Source organism: Robertkochia solimangrovi, assembly GCF_007279655.1.
GTDB classification, from domain to species: Bacteria; Bacteroidota; Bacteroidia; order Flavobacteriales; family Flavobacteriaceae; genus Robertkochia; species Robertkochia solimangrovi.
Map to the genome: position 1 here is coordinate 153,998 of NZ_QKWN01000002.1, position 26,935 is coordinate 180,932.

Here is a 26,935-nt window from a genome sequence, read left to right on the forward strand (position 1 = left end):
GATTGCTGGATCAGATCAATCCATATGAAACACCTCGATTAGCGGTTTTTCGATGGGAGAATGATCAGGATTCGTTTCCATGATATCCGCCATATAAGCCCACCATTTTTTCACCAGTGGATGATCGGGTATTGCAGCCGGATCGAAGTCCGATGATAGTTTTTGTACCGCAAATAGTATAAGAGTCTCCGGGTCGAGATAGATCGTATAATCAGAAATACCATGTTCTGAAAGTAACGCACTGAGTTCGGGCCATATTTGATCATGTCTTCTTTTGTATTCTTCCTCAAATCCAGCCTTGAGTTTCATGGTGAATGCGTGCTTTGTCATAATTGTACCAGTTATTTGTATCGTTATTCAGTCTTAAAATTTTCAAGAGCTTCATGTATGTTCGGTGTTTCACTTCTAACGGTATCAGTAGAAATACGGACCATTTGGATATCTTTAACCGGAAGATCCTCTTGTCCTAATACCCTGGAGATAAAATCTACGTTTGTAGCCTTAATATCTTTCATGGTGACATTGCTGATTGGTGTTAGTCGACGTTCGTAGGTTGGTACAAGATCACGCCATTGATACAAAACATCGGTTTCAATACCCAGAATTCCGGCTGCGATCGATCCGGCCTTTATATTGTTCATAAATATATGCTTTACATAACCTCCGCGTCGTTCATTGGTCTTGATAAAAAGCAGGTGATTGAGTTTTGCGTTCGGAGCGACTTCACAGTCTGATATGGAGATATTTTCAATTCCACCGGATAATTCACTTCCAATTGCCAGAAGCTGATGTCCGTTCAAGACTTTACAATTACGAATAACGATGTTTTTAGCAGGCGTGTTCAATCTCCAGGCATCCTGATTTCTTCCGGATTTAACGGCAATCGCATCATCGCCCTGATCGAACAGACAGTCTTCTATCAATACCTGCTGGCTCATTTCGGGATCTACCCCGTCGTTATTATGACCATGTGCCTGCACATTCACGTTACGTATGGTTACATCTTTGGAAAGGTAAGGATGGATCACCCAAAACGGACTATTTCGAATGGTGATGTCTTCCAGTAACACATTCTCACAGCGATTAAATTGTATGAATTGTGGACGAAAATGAGCGGAGTCATTCACCATTTGACGATGTTCAACCAGGCTATCCTTTACTGCCAGCTCATAGAGTCGTTTTAAACTGTTCATATGCCCCGGAGGCCTGCCAAACCACGTCTTCCAATGATCCATCTTAGCGTAAAGTTCCCCCGCACCCGTAATAGCTACGTTTTGACAATTATAGGCATAGATCAGTGGCGAATAGTTATAACATTCGAGTCCTTCCCAGGTCGTGTGAACAGGAGGGAGATAATCTTCCGGGTTATCGGAGAAAATAAGTTTTGCTCCACGCTCCAGATGAAGGTCAACATTGCTCTTTAAGTGAATCTTCCCGGTAAGCCATTCTCCTTCAGGGATGATTACTTTTCCGCCACCTGCTGCTGCTGCCTTTTCAATAGAAAGTGCTATGGCTTCTGTAGTGGCCAATTGATCATCTTTCAGGGCACCGAATTCGGTAATGTTAAAAGAAGAAACGTCGCTAAAATCAGGAGTTTTGACAACGAAATTCCCGAAAGGTGATTCCACATCATACTCGTATATATGCACCTTTGAAGGTTGTTCATTACAGGAGAAAAGGAGTAAGGCAGGAAGTGTGAAACTGACAATGAATCTAAGCATTAATGATATGTTTTAAAGATGTTTAATAGTACTAAGAATATTCAGGCTCCATATCCTGTACTTACCTGATACAAGTGACAATAGTGACACTGGTGATATGGGTGACATTAAGGATACAAAGGGTATAGAGGTGACACCGATGATATGAGTGGCACTGGTGCTGCTAATGAATGTAAAAAACGCCCCGCCTAATCAGGACGGAGCGTTTTTTGAGTATGAAGAACTATAAAGTTCTGTGGATCAAATTAACTAAAGATATTCAGTTTTAATATCCCGGATTTTGCCAGGCTGACTTTTGTGAATCAGAGAGGTTGGAACCATCTTCATTCAGTAATCCATCGATAAAGGATTGTGGAATTGGACGAAGTTCGTGTTTGTTCTCGGTGATTCCCGGAGCAGCTTCTGGGTTAAAGGCTCGGGCTCTGGATACCAGGGTTCCGGTACGTGAGAGTGTTTCCCAACGTTGCCATTCACCCAGTAGTTCACGGGTGCGTTCATTCAGGATAAAGTTCAATGCCCGATCGTATTCACTGCTTGCACCGATCTTCGCAAGAACCGCCTCGTCTTCTGCCGGAAGGTTATTCGGGAAGGAGGTAAGTTCCAGGTTGGATTCATCGGTCGTTACTTCAACATCAGGGTTTGAAAGGTAATACGTATTCATATTCAGATTGCAGTAGATATAATTATCAGCTGCAGAATCAATATTCAGCGGATTGTTTTCAAATGCCATGGACCCATCGGTATAATAGGATCGGTTCTCACCCGCTTTCCATTGTGCTCTTCTTCTTACTACATTGATATCGGTCATGGCGTTACCATATTGGTTTAATCGCACATAACATTCAGCTCTCAGCAGGTAAGTTTCCGCAAGTCGAGCCATGGTTACATCACGATGTGCATCACCGCGTTCACCATTACGTGAACCGTCCATGGTTTTATTGATTCCGGCAAAGAAATTACAGATAGGCTGGCTCTTGAACTGGGGTGCCACATATTCACCATTCTGATATAATACCAGAGAATTCGGAATCCATTGTCCGGCTTCACTTGTCAGACTACCGGCGTTAGGAGTCTGGCGATTACCATAGTTCCATTCAGGAAGGCGTCCTTCGATATCGGTGAAATCCGGATTCTGAACAAAGGCTCCGAAAGTAAAGCTATCATAGGTATGATCATTCTGAGTGTTCAGGATCATCACGATCGATGGATCCCCGAGAACGATTCCGGTGTCTTCAGCAGGGATATTATTGGTTCCGTAAACAGTTCTGAAAGTTTTCCACATGCGGGCGTCATTCACGTGGTCGAAAACCGCATAACTGTATTCCGTAGGACGACATCTTTGAAAGTCAAGTCCGCCAATCCATGCACCTCTTCGAACCCAGCCTCCGGAGAAATTCGAAAACTGTGGGTTAAAGTAGCTGGAGGTACGGTTACCGAAGCGTCCGGTGGTAGAGGCATCCAGGTTATGACCTGCGGCCATCAGAATCTCATCCAGTTGTTCGTTCGCATTATCAACCCCTGTCCAGTTCGCATAAAGATCACTGTAGTTATCGGTAAGTCCTCCACGGGCATTTATCGCATAGGTACAAGCTTCTATGGCTTCTTCGAGGTCACCCTGTACATAGGAACTGTTCCAGTCGTCATTTCTTTCAGAGGAGCGGAATAACAATGCTTTTGCCAGAAAGTGTGCAGCGGTAGCCTTGGTCCAGGTAATTCCTTTTCCATAGGTATATACTTCACCTTCAAAGTGCTCATAGGCATTTCTCAGGTCTGAGATCACTTGTTCCCAGCATTCTTCTTCAGTGGATCTCTCAAAATTTCTTACGATACCAACTGCAGGTTCTGTTTGCAGTACCACACCGCCGTATTGAGCGGTAAGACGATAGTAATTGTATCCGCGAAGGAAATAGGCATGCGCCAGAATTCGGTTTCGGGTGCTTACATCTTCGATAACTTCCTCTGCTTTCGAAATAATAATGTTTGCGGAAGAGATTCCGTAATACATCTCATCCCAAAGGGCAGCAGGGGAGGTTGCGTTATTATTGGCAGCACCTGTGGAAGGTGTTGCTCCGATCGGACCCAGACGGTTGTCATAGGTGTTCCACATCTCGTTGGTGAGGTCGTTTGCATTAGTGAACTCGTCAGTTCCATACAGTGTGGTTCCGTAGGCCCATTCATATCCGAAATGCCAGCGAATGTTCCCATATAGGGAAATGGCCAGGTCTTCAAGTCCTTCAGGAGTATCAAAATATTCGGTTGAATACTGATTGCTTAATTCTTCGTTGAGAAAATCCTTGTTACATGAGGTAATCGACATACCTGTAATGAGTGCAAGTGAAATTCCTATATGTTTTATATACTTCATATTCAATGAGTTTAAAGTGTATCTTTTATTTTCGATGAAACTTTCATTTATATTCCGATATCGATTCCAAGTGAAAAGCTTCGGTTGAATATCGTGTTACTCACGTCGAGATCATACCAGTCGATCGACTGATAGATACTACCGGGATTCACAGCCTGAACATAAACTTTAACATTACTCATTCCGTATTTGCTGCAAAGGTCATCTGGGAGGTTGTATCCGAGTGAGATATTTCTGATCTTAACAAAAGAGGCATCTCTGAATCCGAGAATACCGGAAAACTCATCCTGAGAACCTGATGTTGCCTGTCCGAGAATTGGTTTCTGGAATTCAGCATCTGTATTCTCCGGGGTCCAGTAATCCACATCGATCTGATTGGCATGCGCCGTCATGGCCTGTCCACCCAGATTCACCATATAACCCAGTCTTGAGTACGTGTTGATCGAAAGTTCAAGTCCTTTAAAAGTAAAAGTGTTGTTCCATCCAAGGGTCCATCTCGGGTTACTGTTTCCGAGAACTACACGGTCATCCGCATTCATAACATAATCTCCATTCTGGTCTTTAGGTCGCACATTACCAGGAGTAAAGGAATAACCGTTGGCGTTCCAAAGTGCCATTTCAGCCTGGTCTTCCGGAGTATCCTGCCATAATCCTTCATTGTCATAGCCATATTGAACCGCGATCGATTGACCGATAAACCAGGCGTTATCGACCATATCGTTTTCACCATAAGCGAGTTTATCGATCTCGTCTTTCTGCCATGCCACGTTGATATTGGAGTCCCAGGCGAATCCACCTGCGGTTTCGATAGGGGTAACATTTAAGGTTAATTCCACCCCACGGTTATTGGTTTCTCCAATGTTCGCATAGGTATTCGGGAAACCGGTCAGCGTTGGAATATTAACCAGCATTAGCAGGTCTTTTGTATAGGATTTATACATATCCAGGCTACCATTGATTCGGTTATTGAAGAATCCAAAATCAATTCCCAGGTTGTACTGGGTCGTTTTCTCCCATCCCAGGTTAGGATTTGCCATAGTGAGCTGATCTCTTGAGTAATAGGGTTCATTCGTGGTATATCCAACCTGATTGCTGATCCCGTTGAACGGAAGGAAAATCTGAGCGATATCTCCTTTTGTCGCATAGGGAGATACGGCAGAATTACCAGTTGTTCCTACACCGAAACGTACTTTTAGATCGGTCAGCCAGTCTACATCGGTCATAAAGGCTTCCTGCTTCACTCTCCAGGCAAGTGCTGCTGATGGAAAGAAATCCCATTTTCTTCCTTCTCCTAACTGAGAAGCTCCATCCCAGCGTCCTGAAAAGGTTAGCAGGTATCTGTTATCAAAACCATAGTTCATACGTACCATATAGGAACTCAATTGACGTTCATTGATCCCTGAACTCATGGATGCATTGTTGGAAGGTTCTGATATATCTATCGATCCGAAGTTATTCCAAAGGAAGGATTCTTTCGGGATATTATTGGCACTCATCGCAGATTCTTCAATATTCCAGGAAGAAGCGGTTTGTAAAAGAGTTACGCCAACATTATGTTTTTCGGCGAAGGTGTGATTATAATTGATGATATTGTCAAGGGTCCATGAAAGGTCACGACGGTTTCGCAATCTTGCATAATTCACTCCTGGCGATCCGTCTGAATTGATTCTGTGGGAAGAGAGGCCGTCGATATAAACCCCTTCTCTCCAATGTCTGAAATCCGGACCGAAGCTGAATTTATAAGTAAGTCCGTCCAGCACATCTACCATTTCTCCAAAATCAAAAGTAGCAGAGAAACTTCCCATTGCACGCATGGTTTCTGAAAGTTGTGTACTTTTTTCCCATTCGTTCATGATGGTGTACACACCGTTTTCACCCCCTGGATTGATCACAAGATTTCCGTTCGCATCATAAGGAACGGCCATATTATAGATCGACTTGGCAGTTCCGTAGATCGCATCCGGTACCGAACCACTTCGTCCACCCAACGTAGACATTCCATAATCCTGTTCACTCCAGGTGATATTCATATTAGCATTAAGCGTGAACCAGTCCGTAGGACGAATTTCAGTGCTTAATTTAGCGGTATATCTTTCGTAATACTGACCTTTTTGAGTTCCTTCATTATCGAGATATCCAAACGATGCATAAGCATTCATTCGATCGGTACCACCGCTTGCACTGATGTTGTGCTCAGTGGTGACAGAGGTCTGAGTAACGAAATCGGTCCAGTCGGTGTTCACCACTCTTGAAGGATCCCAGCTACCACCTTCCCATCCGCTGAGGACATTGTCACGGGAAGTCTGACCATCCAGTGCGCTGTCAAAAATGATAAAGTCATTGTCATAAGTCGGTGAATCCGGGTGCGCATAGGTATTTGGATCCAGATTATAAGCGGCCCATCTACGGAATTCGATAAATTCTGAAGCACTCATGGAAGGAGCCCTGTCAACGATATCAGAAGTGGTTACCACTCCGGAGTAGTTAAGGGTGAATCTTCCCGGTCTTCCCTGCTTGGTTGAAACAATGATCACCCCGTTTGCCCCTCTGGAACCATAAATGGCTGTGGCCGACGCATCTTTCAATACTTCGATGGAAGCGATATCTCTTGGGTTAAGTGTTTCAATAGCATTTGGTGACATCAATGGCACACCGTCTACAACATATAAAGGCGAGTTACTTGCCGTTAATGATCGGTTACCGCGAATTCTGATGGAACCAACAGTACCCGGACGCTGGCTACTTGTGATATCCACACCGGCTGCCTTACCTTGTAATGCTTCAAAAGCATTGTTTACCGGTTGGGTCATCAGTTCTTCAGCACCGACACTCACCAAAGAGCCGGTAACATCAGATTTTTTCTGGGTTCCATATCCGATAACAACGACCTCATCCAATTCGTTGCTGTCAGGTTCCATTATGACATCATAGACAGCTGCCTGTCCAATAGTTTTCTCAATCGTTTGAGAACCTACATACGTAAAAACTAACACTTCACCTGGTGAAACGTTAATGCTGTATTGGCCGTCAAAGTCGGTACTTGTACCTCTTTGTGTTCCTTTTACCAGAACATTTACCCCCGGCATCGGAACACCGTCAGCGTCAGTTACAGTACCCGTTACGCTCTTATTTTGCGCATACAGAATACCTGATGAAAAGATTAAAAGTAGTGTACCTAGCCAAAGAATGAATTTGATTTTCATAAAAGTTAGTTTGGTTAATCTTTTCCAAAAATATTTATATCACCTTGCGATACTATCCTGTGCTATGCTGCTAACAAGTTGTTTTATAGTGATTTGTACGCTTTTGTTTGCCCGAAAAGTACCATCTAATACTTTGTTTATCAAGATTTTATTAGGGTTGACAGCGATTTTGGATGGAATTTAAATTCGATAATTTCAAAGGGGTTTTTCTGATGAAAATATTTTTTGGAGAGGCATATTTGATTATTTAATAAATTAAAGAGTCTTATTTTATAAGAATCATATCACGCTCACCGGAGTCGTTAAATTTCAGCGCGAATTGGATTTAACAGGATGGAACAGGATGAACACCATGTATTGAGAAAATATCTTTACTTTTTACCAACCGAATTAATACAAACTTTAATGAGAAAGATGATAGGAGTGAAAACCTCAGGAATACTATTGTTAATGCTTTTAATCTTTGGGGGTAATATTCTGGCACAGGATACATTTCCGGATGGACAGAAGATTCCTGATTGGTTCAGGGATATTTCTAAACCGAATCTTTCCACCCTTGGTAAACAATACCGACTGACTGATTATGAAATAGTGGAAGACAGTACGTTGGTTCAGACCGAAAAGATTCAGAGCGTGATCGATAAAGCCAGTGCTTCCGGTGGAGGTGTTATCGTGGTACCTCCAGGAGTTTATATGACAGGAGCTTTATTCTTTAAACAAAATACGCATCTCTGGCTGGAGGAGGGAGCAGTACTGAAAGGGAGTGATGACATCAGTGACTTTCCCGTATTGATGACCCGTATTGAAGGACAATCCCTAAAATATTTTCCAGCGGTGATCAATGCTGACGGACTCGATGGATTTACCATTTCCGGTAAAGGTACGATCAATGGTAACGGACTTCGTTACTGGAAGGCCTTCTGGTTGCGCAGACAGTGGAATCCGGAATGTACCAATAAAGATGAAATGAGACCTCGGCTGGTATTTGTTTCGAATAGTAAGAATATCATGATTTCTGATGTTCATTTAAAGGACTCTCCCTTTTGGACCACACATTTCTATAAATGTGAAAATGTTAAATTGCTGGATCTGACGATTACCTCACCATCGGAACCTGTAAAGGCTCCCAGTACCGATGCAGTGGATATCGATGTCTGCACCAACTTCCTGATCAAAGGCTGTTATATGTCTGTGAATGATGATGCGGTATCTTTAAAAGGTGGTAAAGGACCATTTGCCCATGAGGATCCGACGAATGGGGAGAACAGAAATATTCTCATTGAAGACAATACCTATGGTTTTTGCCATAGTGCACTTACCTGCGGAAGCGAATCTATCCATAATTATAATGTACTCTTCAGAAGGTCTGAAGTAAAGAATGCAACCCGCGTACTTTGGTTAAAAATGCGTCCGGATACCACTCAGAAATATGAATACATCACCGTGGAGAATATTACCGGTAATGCGGGGAGTATGATCTTTATAAAACCGTGGACTCAGTTTTTCGATCTTAAAGGAGAAAAGGATATACGAAAATCGGAAGCCGCTCATATCACTATGAAGAATCTTGAGCTTAGCTGCGATATTGTATTCAATATTGTAGATTCCGATCAATATGGACTTTCCGGTTTTAACTTCGAGGATCTTTCACTGAAATCGGATAAGGGTGCAGAAGAAAATACAAAAGCGATTAAGGGAGTTACCCTTAAAAAGGTGAATATACGAGCGGAATAGTCCAACCCTGTGAGCGTTAATACCGATAAATGATGGTACTATTAAAATTCAGGAAATTTTTTGAAAATGTATTGGGTTTATTCCTGATCGGTTGTCTGTTTTCCTGTAAAACGGAAATTAAAAATGAGTTACCGGTCTTGAAAACAGGCTTTCCCGGGGTTGAAATGCCCGAAATATGGATCGATGCCGATACCGGTCATGAGATTAGAAAAGTAACAAACCGGCAAGGTGACAACCGTAGTTTTTATTTTCATAATTATCCTTTCTATTTTGATAAAATCAAAGGGGATACCCTGATGGTCTTCTATGGAGATACCGCTGATGGACGACAGTTATTCAGTGTGAATCTTACCAATGGTGATACCCGTAAAATTACCGGATCACCAGGTGAAATACGCGGAGAGATTCTTGGAAAGAAGACGCATAAAATTTATTTTCATAAAGGAAATAAGTTGTTTTCCAGTTCGGTAGATACGGGTGAAGAAAAATTAGTCTATACGTTCCCGGATAGCACCTATGCCAGTGTTGCTGCCTTAAATGCTACCGAAAATCTTTTGGCTGGAGTAATGGCCTTAAAAGCAGATCATAAGGTACTGGATACCATGAAAGGAGGAAGAAACTTTGATAACATTTATGAGGCAAAGATTCTCCGACATATTTTTACGCTGGACCCGGAATCCGGTACACTCAGGATTGTGTATACAGAGAATGCCTGGCTGAACCATTTACAATTTTCTCCTTCGGATCCTAATCTGCTGATGTATTGTCATGAAGGCCCTTGGCATAAGGTTGACCGAATCTGGACATTGGACCTGAATTCCGGTAAATCGAAACTTATGCATAAACGATCGGTCTACAGGGAGATTGCCGGTCATGAATTCTTCAGTCCGGATGGTGAACACATCTGGTTCGATCTGCAGATTCCCAGAGGAGAAACCTTTTATCTGGCAGGTCGTCAATTAACGGACTCTACGGAAACCCGCTACGAACTCAAAAGAAATGAATGGTCAATTCACTATGCCATGGCTCCTGATAGGCAAAGTTTTGCAGGAGATGGAGGCGATAGTACTCAGGTGGCTCATGCGAAGGATGGGATGTGGTTGTATCATTTTGTTCCTGATGGGAACAGTTTCCGCTCCGAAAAACTGGTGAATATGAAATATCACAATTACGATCTGGAACCCAATGTTCATTTTACACCAGACGGTAAAGCAATTATATTTAGGGCAAATTTTGAAGGTAAATCCCAAATCTATGAGGTTAAACTCCGGAAAACGATCGATTAATACCATAACAGTAATCTTTTTAATACTGATGATGTGTGTACCTTTAAGTGGTATCCGTGCACAGCATTCAGTGGAAAATGAATCAAATAGCAGGAAACCCTGGACACGATGGTGGTGGATGGGCAATGCAGTTGATTCCATCGGCATTCGGTATAACCTGGAGATGCTTGCAAAAGCAGGGATAGGCGGAGTGGAGATCACTCCCATTTATGGAGTTAAAGGGCAGGAAGGGAATACCATACCTTATTTATCTGATGAATGGATCGCCATGCTAAATTTCACGCTAAAAATAGCCGATAGTCTTCATATGGGTGTTGATATGACGCTGGGAACCGGCTGGCCTTATGGTGGTCCGCAGGTGGAACCGGAATTCGCAGCCCGAAAGCTGATCGGTGTCAAAACCATACTGGATAAAGGACAAAGCTTTAAAGCAGCTGTTGGTGATTCGGTGGAAAAGGGGAGGCCTATGAAATTATTGGGAATCTATGCTTATGGAAAATCAGGATCGTATATCGATCTGACATCCGAGATCAAAAACAGTAAACTAAAGTTCAAAGCAAAAAAGGAAGCTTATGTGCTGTATAAGGTATATGAAGCCCTGACAGGGCAGCAGGTTAAACGTGCGGCCCCGGGAAGTGAGGGTTACACTGTCGATCACTATTCAAAAGCTGCTTTGGAAGATTATGTAGAACCTTTTGATGAAGCGTTCAGTAAACTGGACGGTAGCCTGCGTAGTGTTTTTAATGATAGCTATGAAGTCTATGGAACTGATTTTACACCGCTTTTCCTGACTGAATTTGAAAAACGTCGGGGTTATGATCTGAAACCTCACCTAAACATCATATTTGAAAAAAGGGATGATCCTGAAAGTAATAGGATTCTTGGGGATTACCGGGAAACCATATCCGATCTCCTTTTAGAGGAATTCGATCGTCCCTGGACCGCCTGGGCAAACGAACATCAATTGAAATCGAGGCTTCAGGCGCATGGATCACCAGGAAATCTAATCGACCTCTATGCCGCAGCAGATATCCCGGAGTGTGAAACCTTTGGATCTATGCCTTATGATATCCCCGGGTTAAGACGCGAAGCAGCGAATATCAGACCGGGAGATGCAGATCCTGCTATGTTGAAATTCTCATCCTCTGCAGCACATATTTCAGGAAAGCCTTTGGTTTCCTCAGAAACATTTACCTGGTTACGAGAGCACTTCATGACTGCTCTTTCTCAATGTAAACCTGAAGTCGAGGATCTTTTTCTCAACGGGATAAATCATGTTTTTCTACACGGATCCACTTATTCACCGCCTTCTGCTCAATGGCCGGGTTGGAAGTTCTATGCTTCGGTGAATTTCAATTATAATAATTCGATATGGGAACATGCTGACGGACTCTTTTCCTATATCGAGAATTGCCAGCAATATTTGCAGCAGGGAACACCTGACAATGAAGTATTGTTATATTATCCGGTATATGATACCTGGAACTCATTCTTAAAGGGAAATACCTTCTTTCAATTTAAGATCCATTCGCTGGATGAATGGTTGTTGGATACTTCTTTCTATACGATCAATAGAGCTTTAATGGATGAAGGTTATGGAGTCGATTTTATCTCCGACAGATTTACGCAAACGTTGAGATTTGAGAATGATCGTATCCTAACACCAGGAGGTGAATATCAGGCTATGGTGATACCGGCGTGTCAATACATTCCTTTGGAAACCTTACAGAAATTACTGGAACTTAAGTCACAGGGAGCGCGCATAATTTTTAAAGATTATCCCGGATCTGTACCCGGATTTCATGATTACAAGGTCAGAGAAGGAAAGTTGAAAGAACTGTTGAAGGATCTTAAAGTTAGTGGTGATCCTATTGCGAGTTTAAAGAACAATGCTATTTACGGAGAACCGATGGTGCAGTCAGGATTGAAATTCATACGCAGGGATCTCGATGGTGAAAAAATATACTTTATCGTTAATCACACAGGAATCAATGTCGAGGAGGTCACTTTAAAAGAGAAGGTATCCTATGTTTCGATCTATGATCCTTTAACCGGAAAAGAAGGACAAGCCATGGTCATTGAAAATGGGGGAGGAACTACTTTGAAATTGAATATTGCACCCGGAGAGAGTTATTTTCTGAAAACTTCAGAAAGACCGGTCGCAGCGACCTGGGCCTATGCGGAAGCGAATGATTATGATTTTTATAGTCTGGATGGTCCCTGGAAGCTTCAATTCAGAACAGGCGGACCTGATTTACCGCCGAATGCTGAATTAGACACATTAAAAACATGGACTTTGGTTAATAAAGAGGCTGAATCTTTTTCGGGTATGGTGGAATATACCACAACGATAGACTTACCGGAATCAGCCCCATTATGGGAACTTGATCTTGGAATAGTTCGGGAAAGTGCAAAGGTCTGGATCAATGGTAAATATGCGGGTATGCTTTGGTCTGTACCCTTCCGATTGAAGACCGATCTCTTTAAAAAGGGGGTGAATGAAGTAAAGATTCAGATAGTTAACCTTCCTGCGAATCGTATCAGAGCACTGGAATTGAGGGGTGAGGAATGGAAGATCTTCCATGAGATCAATATGGTCAATAAAGATTATCAGAAGTTCGATGCGGCTCCCTGGGATTTAACCCCGTCGGGCTTACTGGGACCTGTGGTGGTAAAGCCATTAAAGCGCTCTTATTGATTTAAATACTGCCAACTTAAATAAATAACATGAAGAAACTCTTTTTATTAGGGATTATAATGATGCTGAGCCAGGTAAATGCTCAGGATATTTATGACAGAGATAAAATTTTAAAGGATATGGTCCTCGCTAATGGATATTTTATGAAAAAATGGCCGGATGTAGGTAAGACGATCATAACCAATAAGGAACGCCCCAGTAATATATGGACTCGAGGTGTGTATTATGAAGGGTTAATGGCACTGCATGAGATCTACCCAAAGGAAAGCTATTATAAATATGTAGAAGACTGGGCAATTTTTCACCAGTGGGGATTTCGGGATGGTAATACGACCAGAAATGCTGATAACTATTGTGCTGCTCAGACTTATATCGATCTATATAATCTCGATCCTTCATCGGAAAAACTAAAGAATACGAGAGCGAACATGAATATGTTGTTGGCAACCCCGCAAAATAACGACTGGGACTGGATCGATGCCATCCAGATGGGGATGCCTGTATTTGCCAAAATGGGTGTCCTGACCGGTGATGACCGTTATTTTGAGAAGATGTATGAAATGTATATGTTTACCCGAAATAAGGAGGGTGAAAATGGACTTTTCAATCCCGAAGACGGGTTATGGTGGAGAGATGCAGATTTTGATCCTCCTTATAAAGAACCCAATGGGGAGGATAGTTACTGGAGCAGAGGAAATGGATGGGTGATCGCAGCTCTGGCAAGAGTACTGGCAATTATACCTCATGATGCTCCGCATAGAGATCAATATGTTTCTGACCTGGAAACCATGGCTAAAGCTCTGGTGCCGATTCAGCGAAAGGATGGATTTTGGAATGTCAGCCTTCATGATCCGAAGCATTTTGGAGGAAAGGAAACCACGGGAACCGTTTTGTTCATCTATGGAATGGCCTATGGGGTGAATCAGGGAATACTGGATAGAGAAACTTTTATTCCGGTCATTAAAAAAGCATGGAATGCAGTTATTGAAGATAGCCTTCACGAAAGTGGATTTCTCGGTTGGGTTCAATCGACCGGAAAAGAACCTAAGGACGGACAACCATTATCTTATGACAAGATTCCGGACTTTGAAGATTACGGTTTAGGCTGCTTCTTATTGGCGGGAACGGAATTGTATCGATTGGAAGTTGAATGATTATTCGCGATGATAAATTTTAAGTTATCGGTCCTGGTTTCATTTCAAAGGAGATTTATAGGTGCCGAAAGCTACATCAAAGTGGATGGTAAATTGTAATTGATAAATGAACAGATTATAGAAATTGCAGAACAGTATACTGCATTACAACTAACTGTGTTACTACTTTCTGCCACATGTAACAACGTAACAAATAACTTCGTACCATTTAGTTTATAAAAGAGTCTATAATTCCTCTATAATCTATTAATAATAATAAACATGAAATATATAACAGGATTGTTCATGATCGCAGTAATCAGTTTCACTAATGCTCAGGAAACGCTGGAGTTACCACTTTGGGAAGAGGTTCCGGGGTTTCAATATTCTGATACTTATTCAGAAAAAGTGGAATTGAATGAAGCGGGTATCCCCACTAAAGTTTCTAAGATCACGGAACCGACACTGACCGTATTCTTACCGGATTCTGAATATGTTACCGGTAAAATTCCGGCAGCTGTTATATGCCCTGGTGGAGGTTATAGTTATCTGTCCATCGACAAAGAAGGGTATATGGTGGCGGAATGGTTGAACTCAATCGGGATGGCTGCTTTTGTACTCAAGAATCGGTTGCCTAATGATGAAACCATGAAGGATAAACGAATTGGTCCGCTTCAGGATGCCCAAAGAGCGATCAGGTTGGTCAGAGATAATGCTGAGGAATGGAATATCGATGTAGAAAAGGTTGGTGTCGTTGGTTTTTCTGCCGGCGGACACTTGGCATCTACATTAACGGTACAATACGATGAACCGGTTTATCCATTGAAGTCAGCAAATAGTGCAAGACCTGATTTTTCCGTTTTGATCTATCCGGTGATCTCCATGGAGAATACCTATACTCATAAGGGTTCACAGGTAAATCTATTGGGTAAATCTGCATCAAAAAGCGATATGAAAAAATATTCTGCAAACTATCATATCGATGAAAATACGCCACCGGTATTTTTAGTACATGCAACCGATGATGGAGCTGTTCCTGTTGAGAATAGCATCGAACTTTACGGGGAGGTGAAAAAAAAGACCGGCAAGGTGGAGATGCATATTTATCAGGAAGGAGGGCATGGTTTCGGACTGGGAAGAGATCCTATGACGGAACAATGGCCGGATGCTTGTGAAAAATGGTTCTATAAAAATGGTATTTTAAAAGAGAAGGAAGTTTACCTGTTTTCTTATTTCAAAGGTAACGGGGAGGACGGATTGCATTTTGCCTGGAGTGAAGATGGACTTTCCTGGGAAGCTTTAAAGAATGATGAATCTTTTCTGACTCCTGCGATCGGGCAACACAGGCTAATGCGAGATCCTTGTATTATCAGAGGTGGTGATGGCAAATTTCATATGGTTTGGACCACAGGGTGGACAGACAAAGGGATTGGTTATGCGAGTTCAGAAGACCTGATCCATTGGAGTTATCAGAAATTCATTCCGGTGATGGAGCATGAAGAGGGAGCCAGAAATTCCTGGGCACCTGAGATAACCTATGATCCGGCGAAAAAAGAGTATATGATCTATTGGGCAACGACGATAACCGGTAAGTTTCCGGAAACACAATCGGAGCAGGAAGCAGGATATAACCACAGGATGTACTATACCACCACAAAGGATTTTAAAGAATTTTCTCCGACAGCGCTATTGTATGAGCCTGGTTTCAATGTGATCGATGCGAGTATTATAAAGGATAAAGATCGCTATGTGATGTTTCTGAAAGATGAAACCCGAGACCCCGTAGCTAAAAAAAATCTGAGGGTTGCCTTTGCTGAAAAATTAACAGGTCCTTATTCAGATGCTGGGAATCCGATCACCGGTAATTACTGGGCTGAAGGTCCAACAACATTACGAACCAAAAATGGTTCCTGGGTTGTATACTTTGATAAGTACATCGATAAAAAGTATGGTGCCGTAACTTCTGATGATCTAAAAACCTGGAAGGATATTTCTGATGAAGTATTTTTTCCAAAAGGGATTCGGCATGGAACTGTTTTCAAAATCAGTAATGCTGAATTTCGAAGACTCATCAGGCAAATGTAACCTTATAATACCGATTGATTCAGGCAATTTGACTTTGGAAGGCATATCGTAGAAAGTCGTTTATTTTTATGCGTTAAGCATTACAAGAATTGTAATGGGTATCTTAATTAGTATATCCGATTTATTTTGATTATCATTGATTCACAATAGGAACCTATGGATCAGGCAGAACTTGCAGCTAAATTTCGAAATAAGGATATCAAAGCCTTTGAAAGAATTTACAGTGACTACAGCGATAGTTTGTTCGGTGTGATCTTTGGTATTGTGAGGGATAGAGAAATAGCGGAAGAAGTACTTCAGGATGTGTTTTTTAAGGCCTGGGATAAGGCTGAAACCTATTCCGCTGAAAAAGGCAGGTTGTTTACATGGCTTTTGAATATTTCCCGAAATAGCGCAATTGACAAGACGCGATCAAAGGGATTTAAAAATAAAAATAAAAACTCTGACAGTTCTTTTTACGTAGATATATTAGAAACCAGGGATAAAACAGAAATCGATATCGATGTTAATTATATAAGATCGATGTTGGGAAGGCTTAAAGAAAGATGTGTAAAGTTGATCGAATTACTGTATTTTAAGGGTTTTACACAAAAGGAAGTATCAGAAGAACTGGATATTCCCCTGGGGACTGTGAAAACCAACAATCGAAATTGTATCTCTGAACTTAGAAAACTAATACAAACGTGATGAATGTTGAAGAGTACATAGCATCCGGAATACTGGAATTATACGTTGCGGGAGTTCTTTCTGAAGAAGAGAACCGTGATGTTCATGCTATGATCCTGAAGCATCCGGAGGTCAGAGAAGAAATTGAACAAATCGAAAAAGCGATAGTACGACATACTGCGGCTTTGGCTCCGGGAACTGTGCCTTCATTTGAGTTCATTAAAACTCATACAGCAGGAAAGCAAGTTCCGGTACGTTCACTGCAAAGTAAAAAGACTTATTCATGGATCACCTATACCGGCTGGGCCGCTACCATTGTACTGGCTTCAGGTATGTTCTTTATGTATTATCGTATCAACAATTTACAACAGGACATCAAGAGAGCAGGAGATCAGAATATACAATTGGAACAACAGATCTCTGATGTTAGGAAAGATGCGGAGGCAACAGAGGAATTGATAGAAATTTTAAGACAAAAGGATATCGTTACCATAACATTAGGAGGTCAGGCTATTGCTCCGGAGTCTTTTGCAAGAGTCTTCTGGAATAAAAAGGACGAGATCGCCTATGTGGATGTTTCAGGTTTACCGGAGCCACCGGAAGGAAAGGTCTATCAGGTATGGTCTTTAAAACTCGATCCATTAACACCAACAAGTATGGGAATACTGGATCAATATGATAGCGATAACAATAAAATTTTCGCTCTTGCCAATCCAAACCAGTCACAAGCATTCGGAATTACACTGGAACCGGAAGGTGGAAGTGCTACTCCTACGATGGATCAACTCTATGCTCTTGGAGTTGTGAGTGCAAGCTAATCTTTAAAAAAAGGTTAATCCGTAGTATATACTAAAACGGTTCCTGCCTTATTTCCGGTGCATATTTTTCACAGATTCATTCAAAATTTAGGGAATAAGCCCTGACAAATTCTATGGTTGTAGAATCTTTTAATTTCAGCTGTAATCGTGTGCATATTCATAACGTAAAATGAAAAAGCCCGAAATTAATCGGGCTTTCCGTTTTGAACCAGATCTGATTAAAGTATTTTATCAGCAACCGGATCTTTCAGAAGAAATCTAAACAACCAAAAACCTAAAACATCATGATTTTTCGAGAGATCACGGGTCCGAGTTCAAAACTACTTTCTGCCAACTGCTCTTTTAATGAACTTACCTCTTTCGATAAGCCCATCGCATTATATATTTCTGCCATATGGTAAAGAATATGAGGCTCAGAAGTCTTACCATGCAGTTCGTTTTTTACGATTTCATAAGCTTTCTTAAATCGATTTTGCCTGAAATAAGTCCACGCAAGAAGATCGTATGACTGAGCGGTAGGGCGTTCTTCAATTTCTTTTCGGGCAATTTCCAGTGCCTGATCCAATGAATCTTTCTCTGAAGTATAAAGCTCGACACTGTATTTGTTGTACATGTTCCCATAGTCTTTCGATCGGATAAAGTGAGCATAGGTGCGTTTGTAGATGTTGGATAATTCCTGCTGCCCGTTGTAGGATGCGATCTCGGCTTTCAAAAGAAAGAATTCAGGATTGGGTACTTTTTCGGTAATCTTATCCAAAACGGATAATGCCAATTTGGGGTTGTTTTCATATGAATAGGTTATCCATGCGATACCTTTCTTTGAATGTGTATCTCCAGGATTTAATTCCAGTGCCTTTAAATAACAGTGGTAGGAATCTTTAATTCTATTGTCATGGCCATAATAATCGGCCAGATTGGAATAGGTCCATTGAATGAGGGATTCATTTTTTGAAGCTTTTGCCTTTACCAGGGCCTTTTCCATATATTTTATAGCACTGTTTAGTTTCCCCTGATGATCACTCCATTTAGCAAGTCGAATGAGATAATCGAACTTTCGAAAATCCTTTATTTTTTCTAAGTATATTTCTGCCAATTTATCCTTTCCTAATTCCAGGTATACATCGAACAACATCTTTTCGGTATCATACAGATGTTCGCCATTTATTTCTGCAATTTTTAATAGTTCAAGAGCATCTCTGAATCGATGTTGGGAAATATAATTCCGTGCAAGTCCGCGTAAGAATCCGGGGTTTTCATAACACGTTTGCTCATTTGCTTTTTCCAGTAACATTGTTGCTTTATGCAGGTGATCGATCTTTCCCGAAGCCTCGAACATAGCAGTTTCTGCACCGGCTAGTTTACTGATGTAAGGATGTTGGGATGGTGATTCTTTTAATTTGGAAGACCAGAATTCAATTTCCTCCTGGAGGAACGAAGTCTTTTTATGGTCTGTTTTTTCGAGAAATTGTGAGTATTCCTTAGGATCTGTAATACTTTCCTTTTCGGTGCAGGAAACAAAGAGGAATATAAACGATACGATTAAAAGAAGATTTTTCATAATGAAGTTTTATTAGTGAAAGAGAGCACAACCCGTAAGGCTGTGCTCGTTTGTAGGCTTAGTTTACCAGGGAGCTGCCAAATAGGGGAACGAGGTAAGGAAATCCTTGTCATTTGCATCAACGTGATCATCCGATAATGACGGATTTTCAGTAAAATCCTCTCCACCAAAAATCAGTAATAGTTCAACGGTGATGACATCATCCGAAAGGTTCCTTCCAGTAAGTATATTAGTACCATCATAGAAAGTTGTTGTACCCTCCAGAGAAACGTTCAACACATCAGTCGCCAGTAAACCTGTAAATGCAGCAGCATCTTGTCCGAGCGCATTCATATCACCGGGGTTTGCATATGCCGGACTAAGAGCTGTCAGATTTGATTCGAACATAGACTGAAATTCAGATTGCTGGTCTGAAGGTGTTGTAACGTTAAACATATCTTTTGCGTCTGAACTTACGAATACGGTATTAACGGCCGGACGACCCATTTGATCCATCTGGGTATATGAACCGGAAAAATCGGGTTCAGCAGGCATCATATAATCGTTATTGTCATCATCATTACTACAAGAAGTAAGTAGTATCGAAAGGCATAATAAAAGTGTGAATATTGAAAATAAATTATTTTTCATGATCATAAATTTTAAGATTATTGTTTGGTTTTAGATTCAACCCAGGTATTTATAGATCCGCTTTCTCCTAACATTGATTTTGGAACTTCAACTACCACGGACATAACATTCGTTCCAGCAAAGGTGTCGGTTCCCGGGTTATCAAATCCAGTGGCATTCCCCATGATGATATCGGAGTATTTGGCAAAATCCATAAAGAATGGATCATCTCTGGGGCCTGCGAAGAAACTCATCCCATCGTTTGAAGCTGTGATAGCGCTCGATCCGTATGGAGTGATCGTAACAGCGCCGGAAGCAGCCTCGGTCATGATGGTGCTGTTCAATCCGGTTTCCATTGGGGATATCGGACCGAAAAAGTACATGGTTCCATCTCGTGGAATTGCCTGAATCACCAGGTCTTCAACATTATCACCGTTATTGTCAATGTTGAATTCAATTAACGTCTGTTCATCGAAAGTTGCCATGCCGGTAGCAGTAGGACTCAAAAGTCCCTGTACATTGACAGTGAAGACTAGATTATCCGGATCAGCCGCCTGAAATACATAGAAATCGGTAATGTCGCTAGATCCTCCTTCCACGGCAGGAGCGTCGATATGATCGGCTGCGATCAACAATCCTGCAAGTAGTAAGGGAGCGATTAACCAGAGTGATTTTTTGGTGTTTTTCATAATTCATGTTTTAAATTAAACGTCTTACACGGACATTTACGTAAAAACATAAATCAGGGTTTTAAAAAATTGAGATAAATTGAAAAAACCAGGTTGAAGCTATGTTAGATGTAAAAATAAAATACTGATTAACAGTTGTTTGGTTGTATCTTTACAAAGAATAAAGACTAAAAAAAAGGTGGTGAAAATGAATCTTTTTAAAAAATCAAGAGAAGATAATCATGGAAGATTCCGTAAAAAAACGTTTTATATCCTGCATTCAACAATGTTTAAAGGGCTCCAGATTTTGAATAGAATTCCTTATTGATGATCTGCGGCATCTGTTCATTTTTACTCACAGCTATTAAGTTTCTTACTGCCATTTCAGCCATGGCGGTTCTGGTTTCAAGAGTCGCCGATCCGATATGCGGTAACACACATACATTAGACATCTGTAATAGCGGGTTGTCCGGAAGCATTGGTTCCGGATCGGTAACATCCAGTCCGGCACCCCATATCTCCTTATCGATCAAGGCTTTGGTCAGATCGGTTTCGTTATGTATTTTTCCACGTGCTGTATTGATAAAGATGGCATTCTTCTTCATTTTGCTGAAAGCTACTTTGTCAAATCGATATTGCGTGTCCGGAGTAAGATTGGTATGTACCGATATCACATCACTTCGTTTTAATAATTCTTCAAAGCTCACATATTCAGCTTCCAATTTATCTTCTGCTTCCGGATTACGACTTCTGTTATGATAGATAATTCGCATCCCGTAGGCAGCCCTTGCCATTTTCGCCATTTCGAATCCGATTCTTCCCAGTCCGAAGATTCCAAGGGTATCACCTTGAATATCTCTGCCGAGTTGGTGCATATATTCAAAATTCTTCCATTCTCCGCGTTCGATCTCACGACTTCGGAAATACGATTTTCTGGAAACGGATAGTAACAAAAGGAAAGCTGTATCAGCGGTTGCTTTACTAAGAACATCCGGTGTATTCGAAACCGGAATATTATATTGACTGGCTGTTTCCAGATCGATATGATCAAAACCTACACTGCACAGCGCAATACCTTTCAGGTGTTTACAGGCTTGCAGAAATTCTTTATCCAATGCCGACATACCCACATTCAACAGATAATCTGCTTGTTGACAGGCATCGATAAGCGCTGACTTTGAAAGTTTATGAGAAGTATTGTTCACCTTAACCTCGAAGCCATGCTCTTTTAGTAATGAAACTATTACTTCCGGTATTGGTTTACTGATGAAAACAGAGGGGTTTTTCAAGGTACGGTTACGATTTCCAGACATATCAGACATAGATGATGGTGTTGTATACGTAAAAATAAAACATTAAAATTTTAATGCCTGTTGCCGTTAGTCTAAATAATTTGGTGCCGGAAAAAATCGTCGGTTTAGTTTCTGCTATAGATTCGTGAAAAGCTGCGGAATCAGTTAATTCCGTGATAGGTAGCCATAGTCATACCCCAGACCATAATACAGGAAAAGAAGATCCCGATACTATTGGCCAGAAAAGCTTTGTTGTAAGGCATACCAAATAGATAAGAAGCAATGGTACCTGCGTAAACCCCGGTACCCGGCACCGGTAGCATAACAAAGATCAGAATTCCCCAAAAACCAAATCTGCTAATATTGGATCCTGCTCCTGTTTTCACTCTTCTGGCAACTTTTATGGCTCCTTTCTTATAGAAACGCCATTTTAAAAAATGCTGATTCAGGTAGTCCAGAAAAAAAATCATGATGGGATAGACCAGTACATTCGCCAGAAAACAAACCAGAAATGTTATATACACATTGGCTTCGTTGAATATAGCATAGGGAATCCCCACCTTGGCTTCACCAAATGGAGAGATACTCCAGAGTACGGCAATTAAAAGTTCGTCTGGCACAAGCAATTTTTTTTCAAAAATAGAAATAATGTAGACCGGATCGACACTTAATTTTCTTTTATAATCTCTTTAACATTTCAAATGGATCACTTATATCATTTTCGTGATTTTAATGGGTTAATTTTGATAATTCCGAAATTTAAATCTTTAATAATTTTCTTAGTGTATTGTGTAAAGTATTGAAAAAGTGTAAATTAACCGTAGTAAATTTTCTGAATTATTTTTTCGAATGTTCTTTTTCTAATCAATCACACATTTTAAAATGAAAAAACTTATCGCTGAATTTATCGGCACCGCCTGGTTGGTACTGGGAGGGTGCGGAAGTGCAGTATTAGCCGCCGGGTATCCCGAACTTGGAATTGGATTTGCAGGTGTAGCTCTTGCATTTGGATTAACGGTTCTGACCATGGTCTATGCAATCGGACACATTTCCGGGTGTCATTTAAATCCTGCTGTTTCCGTGGGGTTATGGGTAGGAGGAAGGTTTGATTTTAAAGATCTTATCCCGTACATCATTGCTCAAGTACTTGGCGGAATAACCGGAGCAGGTATCTTATACCTGATCGCCAGTGGTAAACCAGGGTTCGAGATCGGAACTTTTGCTGCAAATGGTTACGGAGAACATTCTCCGGACGGTTATGCCATGGTATCGGCATTGGTATGTGAGATCGTAATGACCTTTATGTTTCTGATGATCATTTTAGGCGCAACTCATGGAAAAGCTCCTGCCGGATTTGCTGGTTTAGCTATCGGGCTCGGACTAACCCTGATACATCTGATTAGTATACCGGTAACCAATACCTCGGTGAATCCTGCGCGCAGTACAAGTCAGGCCTTGTTTGTAGGTGACTGGGCGATTGGCCAGTTATGGTTATTCTGGTTGGCACCGGTCATTGGTGCTGTATTGGCTGGTTTGGTCTATAAATTTATTCAGGTGGAAAAGGAATGAATTTCATTTTAGATTCAATGGTCTTTCAAATGATTTTAATTACACAGATCGTTGGGGTTACCCGGTTTAAAAACAGAATAAAGATCACGTTAAGTAATTGACATACAATAATTTATATTTTTATTTTATAAAAAAAATTTTTAATTTAAACTTTTCAATAGAAGAGGGCATTCCAACTATTGCCTGTATACCTAACCCGAGATACCTTAAGACTGAATTAAAATTTCATAAACCGTTGTTTATGAGCTTTGCTGTATATCAAATTTTGGAGTAAATCCAGATGATTATTGGCAGAACAGACCTTTGAACAATCAATTTAATTATATATCAAATGCAAAATAATCAAATGTTTAACAAGTTAATAGTACTTGTATTACTCGTGCCGGTTTTAAGTTTGGCACAAACGAAAAAGCCCAATATTCTGGTAATATGGGGGGATGATATAGGATGGCAGAATGTCAGTGCCTATGGAATGGGGACAATGGGATATACGACTCCCAATATAGACCGGATTGGTCTGGAAGGTATCCGATTTACGGATCATTATGCGCAACCCAGTTGTACTGCGGGAAGAGCTAGTTTTATTACCGGACAATATCCGATAAGAAGTGGCATGACAACTGTGGGACAGCCGGGAGATGCGCTTGGACTTCAGGCAGCTTCGCCTTGTCTGGCAGAAGTTATGAAAGCACAGGGATACGCAACCGGACATTTTGGGAAAAATCACCTAGGGGACCGCAATGAACATTTACCAACGGCACATGGATTTGACGAATTTTATGGAAATCTCTATCACCTGAATACTCAGGAAGAATCTGAACAGAGAGATTATCAGAACTTTGCCAGACAATATACAGGGGGTGATTATGAAGCTTATGAAGAGAAATTCGGAACGAGAGGAGTGATTCATTCCTTCGCTACAAATAAAGAAGATACTACGGAAGACCCAAGGTTTGGTAAGGTAGGCAAACAAAGGATCGAAGATACCGGGCCTTTAACGCAGGAAAGAATGAAAAACTTCGATGGCGGAGAAGTAATTCCTATGGCAGAAGATTTCATGAAAAGAGCGAAAGATGATGGTAAGCCTTTCTTTGTTTGGCTAAACACCAGTAGAATGCACTTATATACCCGACTCAATGATGAATGGCGGTATGCTGCTGAAAAGTACAGCTCTGAAGCCGATATTCATGGGAGTGGAATGATGCAACATGATCACGATGTCGGAGTGGTTCTGCAATTCTTAAAGGATAACGGACTTGATGAGAATACGGTGATCTGGTATAGTACCGATAACGGACCGGAGCATGCTTCCTGGCCCCATGGTGGTACTACACCCTTTAGAGGAGAAAAAATGGGGACAACCGAAGGTGGGGTACGAGTAGTAAGTATGCTGAAATATCCGGGGGTAATTAAACCCGGACAGATCCTAAACGGGATACAAGCACATATGGATATGTTCACCTCTCTGGCTGCCATTGCCGGGGTTCCTGATGTCGCCGATAAAATGATGAAAGAGAAGAAGCAGTATATCGATGGTTTGAACAATGTACCTTATTGGACAGGTCAAACGGAGGAGTCGGCTCGTAATTTACTCTTTTATTATTATGAAAGTAAATTGAATGCCGTAAGAATGGGACCCTGGAAGTTTCATTTCATTTGGAAAGAAACCTATTATTCCAATGCTATCCCCAGAACAGCACCTTATATTTTCAACCTAAGGATGGATCCTTTTGAAAGTTACACCTCTGAAGATGCTTACGGTCATTTAATGCAAAAAGTATCCTGGCTTATGGCTCCAATGGGTGAGCAAATGCAAATTCACCTCAAAACGCTTATGGATTACCCGCCTGTTCAGGGTGGTAAATCTTTTGATATGTCGAATGTCATCGAGCAGGTGATGAGCAAAGGTCATCAATAGGATTTTAGATTCTGGCATACGGAGATCGAATAGTAAGTATTAAATAACCGGAGATATTGGTGGTACTAATATCTCCGGTTATTTATTATCGTTGCTTTGCTATTCAAAATAGTTGCCATTGTGTTACGAACATTGGGGTCTGCCAGCACACTGAGAAGTGATGATCCAGCTCCCGATTTTTCGGGACAACCTCGGCGATGGAGGAGTGTCGATCCTGTCTACCGCAGGCAGGCTCAGGGTGTCTTTAGCCTCCGACTATAAGTCTTAGTCAGCATGTCCCAACCCATATAAATTTAAAAACAAAAAACGTCACTCAAGCATCATCGTGCGTCAGCACTATGATCGCGGCGACATTTCTCGCAGGCGAAGTAAAGGAGGTCGTCACTGGGTTAGTAGTGAGCTGATTCTGTGCGACGGTAACATTGTGACCCAAGTGATCGGTGGGGAGTGATCTCACAGGGGGATAATTATGAAGCGTCTCAATTTACCATGCTGCATCCTCAAATATAACTTCTTAACTCCATACATAGTTCTCATGAACGTTACTGTCTTTAAACCGAATTTTCTGTAAAGAGTTAGGATGGTATTATATAGAAAATACGCACAGAACTCTTTAAATATGTTATAATAGTTGAGTGGACTTTTTGGGTTTGGTGTCCCTCCTAATTCATTGATTATGAATCTTACAATGAAGGGGTTACCTCTCAATCTAGACCATAGGTGTTAAAATCCCAAGTCGCTAGAAATGAATGGCTTCTAATTCAGTAAAACTTCTTAGTTAAAGAATATCAGCAGGTTATATATTTAAGGGGTGGTCCGGCAGTATAAATTCTATATTATCAGTTATTTCAGTGCTGTTTTTAATAGCAAAATCATTAAACTTGCATCGCATTATAATTGGCAATCTCTATATAATACCGTGCGAAACACGCGGATCATCTATTTTTAATCGGGTGAATTCAAAAAGTGTTTGTAAGTAAATTTGTATTGATTTAATGAAAGTATCGGGTAAGGATATACAATTCAAAAGTCAGGAATTCAAGGGTCTTTTTGAGCGCTTGTTTCCCTCTTTATGTATGCTTGCCACGAGGATACTGGATGATGATGAAAAGGGAAAAGATATCGCCCAGGAAGCATTTGTAAAACTGTGGGAAAAGGATAACCAGGATTTCACCGATGAAAATGCATTAAGAGCCTATATGTATGTGTTGGTTAAAAACGCATGTATAAGTCAGCTAAGAAAAGATAAGCGTATTAATAATACCGCTTTACATGATAATCTTCACATTACCGACCAGGAATATTTAAATCAGATATTAAGGGAAGAGACTTACCGTTTATTACATCAGGCGATCAGCGAGCTTTCACCACAGGCAGAACAGGTCGTTACCTTAACTTTAAAAGGGTACTCCAACGAATTGATCGGAGCTGAACTTGGAATATCGGTTAATACAGTCAAGACAGTAAAAAAAAGAGCCTATAAAGCCTTGAAACAAAAGCTTGGAAATCACTTCGTTGAGATTCTATTGACGGTTTTTATCCAGTTTTTTTAATTTTTTTTAACACTCCTGTCACCCTTACTCCGAAAACTTGCGTCCTATTAATAAATCAC

General features: G+C 41.1%; 20 protein-coding genes. 11 read left to right on the plus strand and 9 right to left on the minus strand.

What is annotated here, in order from left to right; translation table 11 throughout:
- Positions 1–15 precede the first annotated feature (15 nt).
- The 4 genes from rhaM to DMZ48_RS04680 form a co-directional block, all read right to left on the minus strand.
- Positions 16–330, minus strand: a complete 315-nt coding sequence (rhaM, locus tag DMZ48_RS04665; RefSeq protein ID WP_143953958.1) for an L-rhamnose mutarotase — start codon at positions 328–330, stop codon at positions 16–18.
- 23 nt (positions 331–353) lie between these two features.
- Positions 354–1,721, minus strand: a complete 1,368-nt coding sequence (locus DMZ48_RS04670; protein ID WP_143953959.1) for a glycoside hydrolase family 28 protein — start codon at positions 1,719–1,721, stop codon at positions 354–356.
- Positions 1,722–1,986: 265 nt separating this feature from the next.
- Positions 1,987–4,086: a RagB/SusD family nutrient uptake outer membrane protein gene (locus tag DMZ48_RS04675; protein ID WP_143953960.1), complete on the minus strand. Its 2,100-nt coding sequence runs from the start codon at positions 4,084–4,086 to the stop codon at positions 1,987–1,989.
- A gap of 47 nt (positions 4,087–4,133) precedes the next feature.
- Positions 4,134–7,289: a SusC/RagA family TonB-linked outer membrane protein gene (locus DMZ48_RS04680; RefSeq protein WP_143953961.1), complete on the minus strand. Its 3,156-nt coding sequence runs from the start codon at positions 7,287–7,289 to the stop codon at positions 4,134–4,136.
- Positions 7,290–7,694: 405 nt separating this feature from the next.
- On the opposite strand from DMZ48_RS04680, the gene DMZ48_RS04685 reads away from it, so the two are divergent.
- From DMZ48_RS04685 to DMZ48_RS04715, 7 genes are all read left to right on the plus strand, one after another.
- Positions 7,695–9,023: a rhamnogalacturonidase gene (locus DMZ48_RS04685; RefSeq protein ID WP_199287937.1), complete on the plus strand. Its 1,329-nt coding sequence runs from the start codon at positions 7,695–7,697 to the stop codon at positions 9,021–9,023.
- Between the two features lie 29 nt (positions 9,024–9,052).
- Complete coding sequence (locus tag DMZ48_RS04690; RefSeq protein ID WP_199287938.1) at positions 9,053–10,309, plus strand: oligogalacturonate lyase family protein; 1,257 nt, start codon at positions 9,053–9,055, stop codon at positions 10,307–10,309.
- Positions 10,278–13,007: a glycosyl hydrolase gene (locus DMZ48_RS04695; RefSeq protein ID WP_242009125.1), complete on the plus strand. Its 2,730-nt coding sequence runs from the start codon at positions 10,278–10,280 to the stop codon at positions 13,005–13,007. The genes DMZ48_RS04690 and DMZ48_RS04695 overlap by 32 nt, the downstream gene beginning before the upstream one ends.
- Before the next feature lie 29 nt (positions 13,008–13,036).
- Entirely contained in the window at positions 13,037–14,161 is a 1,125-nt protein-coding gene (locus DMZ48_RS04700; RefSeq protein ID WP_143953962.1) for a glycoside hydrolase family 88/105 protein, read from the plus strand.
- Positions 14,162–14,422: 261 nt separating this feature from the next.
- Complete coding sequence (locus tag DMZ48_RS04705) at positions 14,423–16,225, plus strand: prolyl oligopeptidase family serine peptidase (protein ID WP_143953963.1); 1,803 nt, start codon at positions 14,423–14,425, stop codon at positions 16,223–16,225.
- A gap of 156 nt (positions 16,226–16,381) precedes the next feature.
- Complete coding sequence (locus DMZ48_RS04710) at positions 16,382–16,912, plus strand: RNA polymerase sigma factor (RefSeq protein ID WP_143953964.1); 531 nt, start codon at positions 16,382–16,384, stop codon at positions 16,910–16,912.
- Positions 16,912–17,709 carry an anti-sigma factor gene (locus tag DMZ48_RS04715; protein ID WP_143953965.1) on the plus strand — a complete coding sequence of 266 codons (798 nt, stop codon included), beginning with the start codon at positions 16,912–16,914 and terminating at the stop codon, positions 17,707–17,709. The genes DMZ48_RS04710 and DMZ48_RS04715 overlap by 1 nt, the downstream gene beginning before the upstream one ends.
- 274 nt (positions 17,710–17,983) lie before the next feature.
- On the opposite strand, the gene DMZ48_RS04720 is transcribed toward DMZ48_RS04715, so the two are convergent.
- From DMZ48_RS04720 to DMZ48_RS04740, 5 genes are all read right to left on the minus strand, one after another.
- Positions 17,984–19,267: a tetratricopeptide repeat protein gene (locus tag DMZ48_RS04720; protein ID WP_143953966.1), complete on the minus strand. Its 1,284-nt coding sequence runs from the start codon at positions 19,265–19,267 to the stop codon at positions 17,984–17,986.
- 63 nt (positions 19,268–19,330) lie between these two features.
- The gene (locus DMZ48_RS04725; RefSeq protein ID WP_143953967.1) at positions 19,331–19,897 is read right to left on the minus strand and encodes a DUF4331 family protein; all 567 of its coding nucleotides are present in this window, start codon (positions 19,895–19,897) and stop codon (positions 19,331–19,333) included.
- 17 nt (positions 19,898–19,914) lie between these two features.
- Positions 19,915–20,565 (minus strand): DUF4331 family protein, encoded by a 651-nt coding sequence (locus DMZ48_RS18835; RefSeq protein WP_143953968.1) that lies wholly within the window; start codon positions 20,563–20,565, stop codon positions 19,915–19,917.
- 269 nt (positions 20,566–20,834) lie between these two features.
- Positions 20,835–21,866 carry a 2-hydroxyacid dehydrogenase gene (locus DMZ48_RS04735; protein ID WP_242009128.1) on the minus strand — a complete coding sequence of 344 codons (1,032 nt, stop codon included), beginning with the start codon at positions 21,864–21,866 and terminating at the stop codon, positions 20,835–20,837.
- Between the two features lie 131 nt (positions 21,867–21,997).
- Positions 21,998–22,456, minus strand: coding sequence for a COG2426 family protein (locus DMZ48_RS04740; protein ID WP_143953969.1), 459 nt, complete (start codon positions 22,454–22,456; stop codon positions 21,998–22,000).
- 262 nt (positions 22,457–22,718) lie between these two features.
- Here DMZ48_RS04740 and aqpZ point away from each other — a divergent pair, with 262 nt between their 5' ends.
- The 4 genes from aqpZ (at position 22,719) to DMZ48_RS04755 (ending at position 26,876) form a co-directional block, all read left to right on the plus strand.
- A complete protein-coding gene (gene aqpZ / locus DMZ48_RS04745) occupies positions 22,719–23,405 on the plus strand; it encodes an aquaporin Z (RefSeq protein ID WP_143953970.1) in 687 nt (228 codons plus the stop codon).
- 346 nt (positions 23,406–23,751) lie between these two features.
- Positions 23,752–25,323: an arylsulfatase gene (locus tag DMZ48_RS04750; protein ID WP_143953971.1), complete on the plus strand. Its 1,572-nt coding sequence runs from the start codon at positions 23,752–23,754 to the stop codon at positions 25,321–25,323.
- A gap of 120 nt (positions 25,324–25,443) precedes the next feature.
- On the plus strand, positions 25,444–25,584 hold the full coding sequence (locus DMZ48_RS18510) for a hypothetical protein (protein WP_162558666.1): 141 nt from the start codon (positions 25,444–25,446) through the stop codon (positions 25,582–25,584).
- Positions 25,585–26,318: 734 nt separating this feature from the next.
- A complete protein-coding gene (locus DMZ48_RS04755; RefSeq protein ID WP_143953972.1) occupies positions 26,319–26,876 on the plus strand; it encodes an RNA polymerase sigma factor in 558 nt (185 codons plus the stop codon).
- The last annotated feature ends 59 nt before the right edge of the window (positions 26,877–26,935 follow it).

What these genes read in the sequence shown, in the direction of transcription:
- DMZ48_RS04725 (WP_143953967.1), bottom strand. Translation starts at nt 19,897, where the DNA reads ATGAAAAATAATTTATTTTCAATATTCACACTTTTATTATGCCTTTCG.
- rhaM (WP_143953958.1), bottom strand. Translation starts at nt 330, where the DNA reads ATGACAAAGCACGCATTCACCATGAAACTCAAGGCTGGATTTGAGGAA.
- DMZ48_RS04685 (WP_199287937.1), top strand. Translation starts at nt 7,695, where the DNA reads ATGAGAAAGATGATAGGAGTGAAAACCTCAGGAATACTATTGTTAATG.
- DMZ48_RS18835 (WP_143953968.1), bottom strand. Translation starts at nt 20,565, where the DNA reads ATGAAAAACACCAAAAAATCACTCTGGTTAATCGCTCCCTTACTACTT.
- DMZ48_RS04670 (WP_143953959.1), bottom strand. Translation starts at nt 1,721, where the DNA reads ATGCTTAGATTCATTGTCAGTTTCACACTTCCTGCCTTACTCCTTTTC.
- DMZ48_RS04720 (WP_143953966.1), bottom strand. Translation starts at nt 19,267, where the DNA reads ATGAAAAATCTTCTTTTAATCGTATCGTTTATATTCCTCTTTGTTTCC.
- DMZ48_RS04715 (WP_143953965.1), top strand. Translation starts at nt 16,912, where the DNA reads ATGAATGTTGAAGAGTACATAGCATCCGGAATACTGGAATTATACGTT.
- aqpZ (WP_143953970.1), top strand. Translation starts at nt 22,719, where the DNA reads ATGAAAAAACTTATCGCTGAATTTATCGGCACCGCCTGGTTGGTACTG.
- DMZ48_RS04700 (WP_143953962.1), top strand. Translation starts at nt 13,037, where the DNA reads ATGAAGAAACTCTTTTTATTAGGGATTATAATGATGCTGAGCCAGGTA.
- DMZ48_RS04690 (WP_199287938.1), top strand. Translation starts at nt 9,053, where the DNA reads ATGATGGTACTATTAAAATTCAGGAAATTTTTTGAAAATGTATTGGGT.
- DMZ48_RS04680 (WP_143953961.1), bottom strand. Translation starts at nt 7,289, where the DNA reads ATGAAAATCAAATTCATTCTTTGGCTAGGTACACTACTTTTAATCTTT.
- DMZ48_RS04695 (WP_242009125.1), top strand. Translation starts at nt 10,278, where the DNA reads ATGAGGTTAAACTCCGGAAAACGATCGATTAATACCATAACAGTAATC.
- DMZ48_RS04710 (WP_143953964.1), top strand. Translation starts at nt 16,382, where the DNA reads ATGGATCAGGCAGAACTTGCAGCTAAATTTCGAAATAAGGATATCAAA.
- DMZ48_RS04755 (WP_143953972.1), top strand. Translation starts at nt 26,319, where the DNA reads ATGAAAGTATCGGGTAAGGATATACAATTCAAAAGTCAGGAATTCAAG.
- DMZ48_RS04750 (WP_143953971.1), top strand. Translation starts at nt 23,752, where the DNA reads ATGTTTAACAAGTTAATAGTACTTGTATTACTCGTGCCGGTTTTAAGT.
- DMZ48_RS04705 (WP_143953963.1), top strand. Translation starts at nt 14,423, where the DNA reads ATGAAATATATAACAGGATTGTTCATGATCGCAGTAATCAGTTTCACT.
- DMZ48_RS04675 (WP_143953960.1), bottom strand. Translation starts at nt 4,086, where the DNA reads ATGAAGTATATAAAACATATAGGAATTTCACTTGCACTCATTACAGGT.
- DMZ48_RS04735 (WP_242009128.1), bottom strand. Translation starts at nt 21,866, where the DNA reads ATGTCTGATATGTCTGGAAATCGTAACCGTACCTTGAAAAACCCCTCT.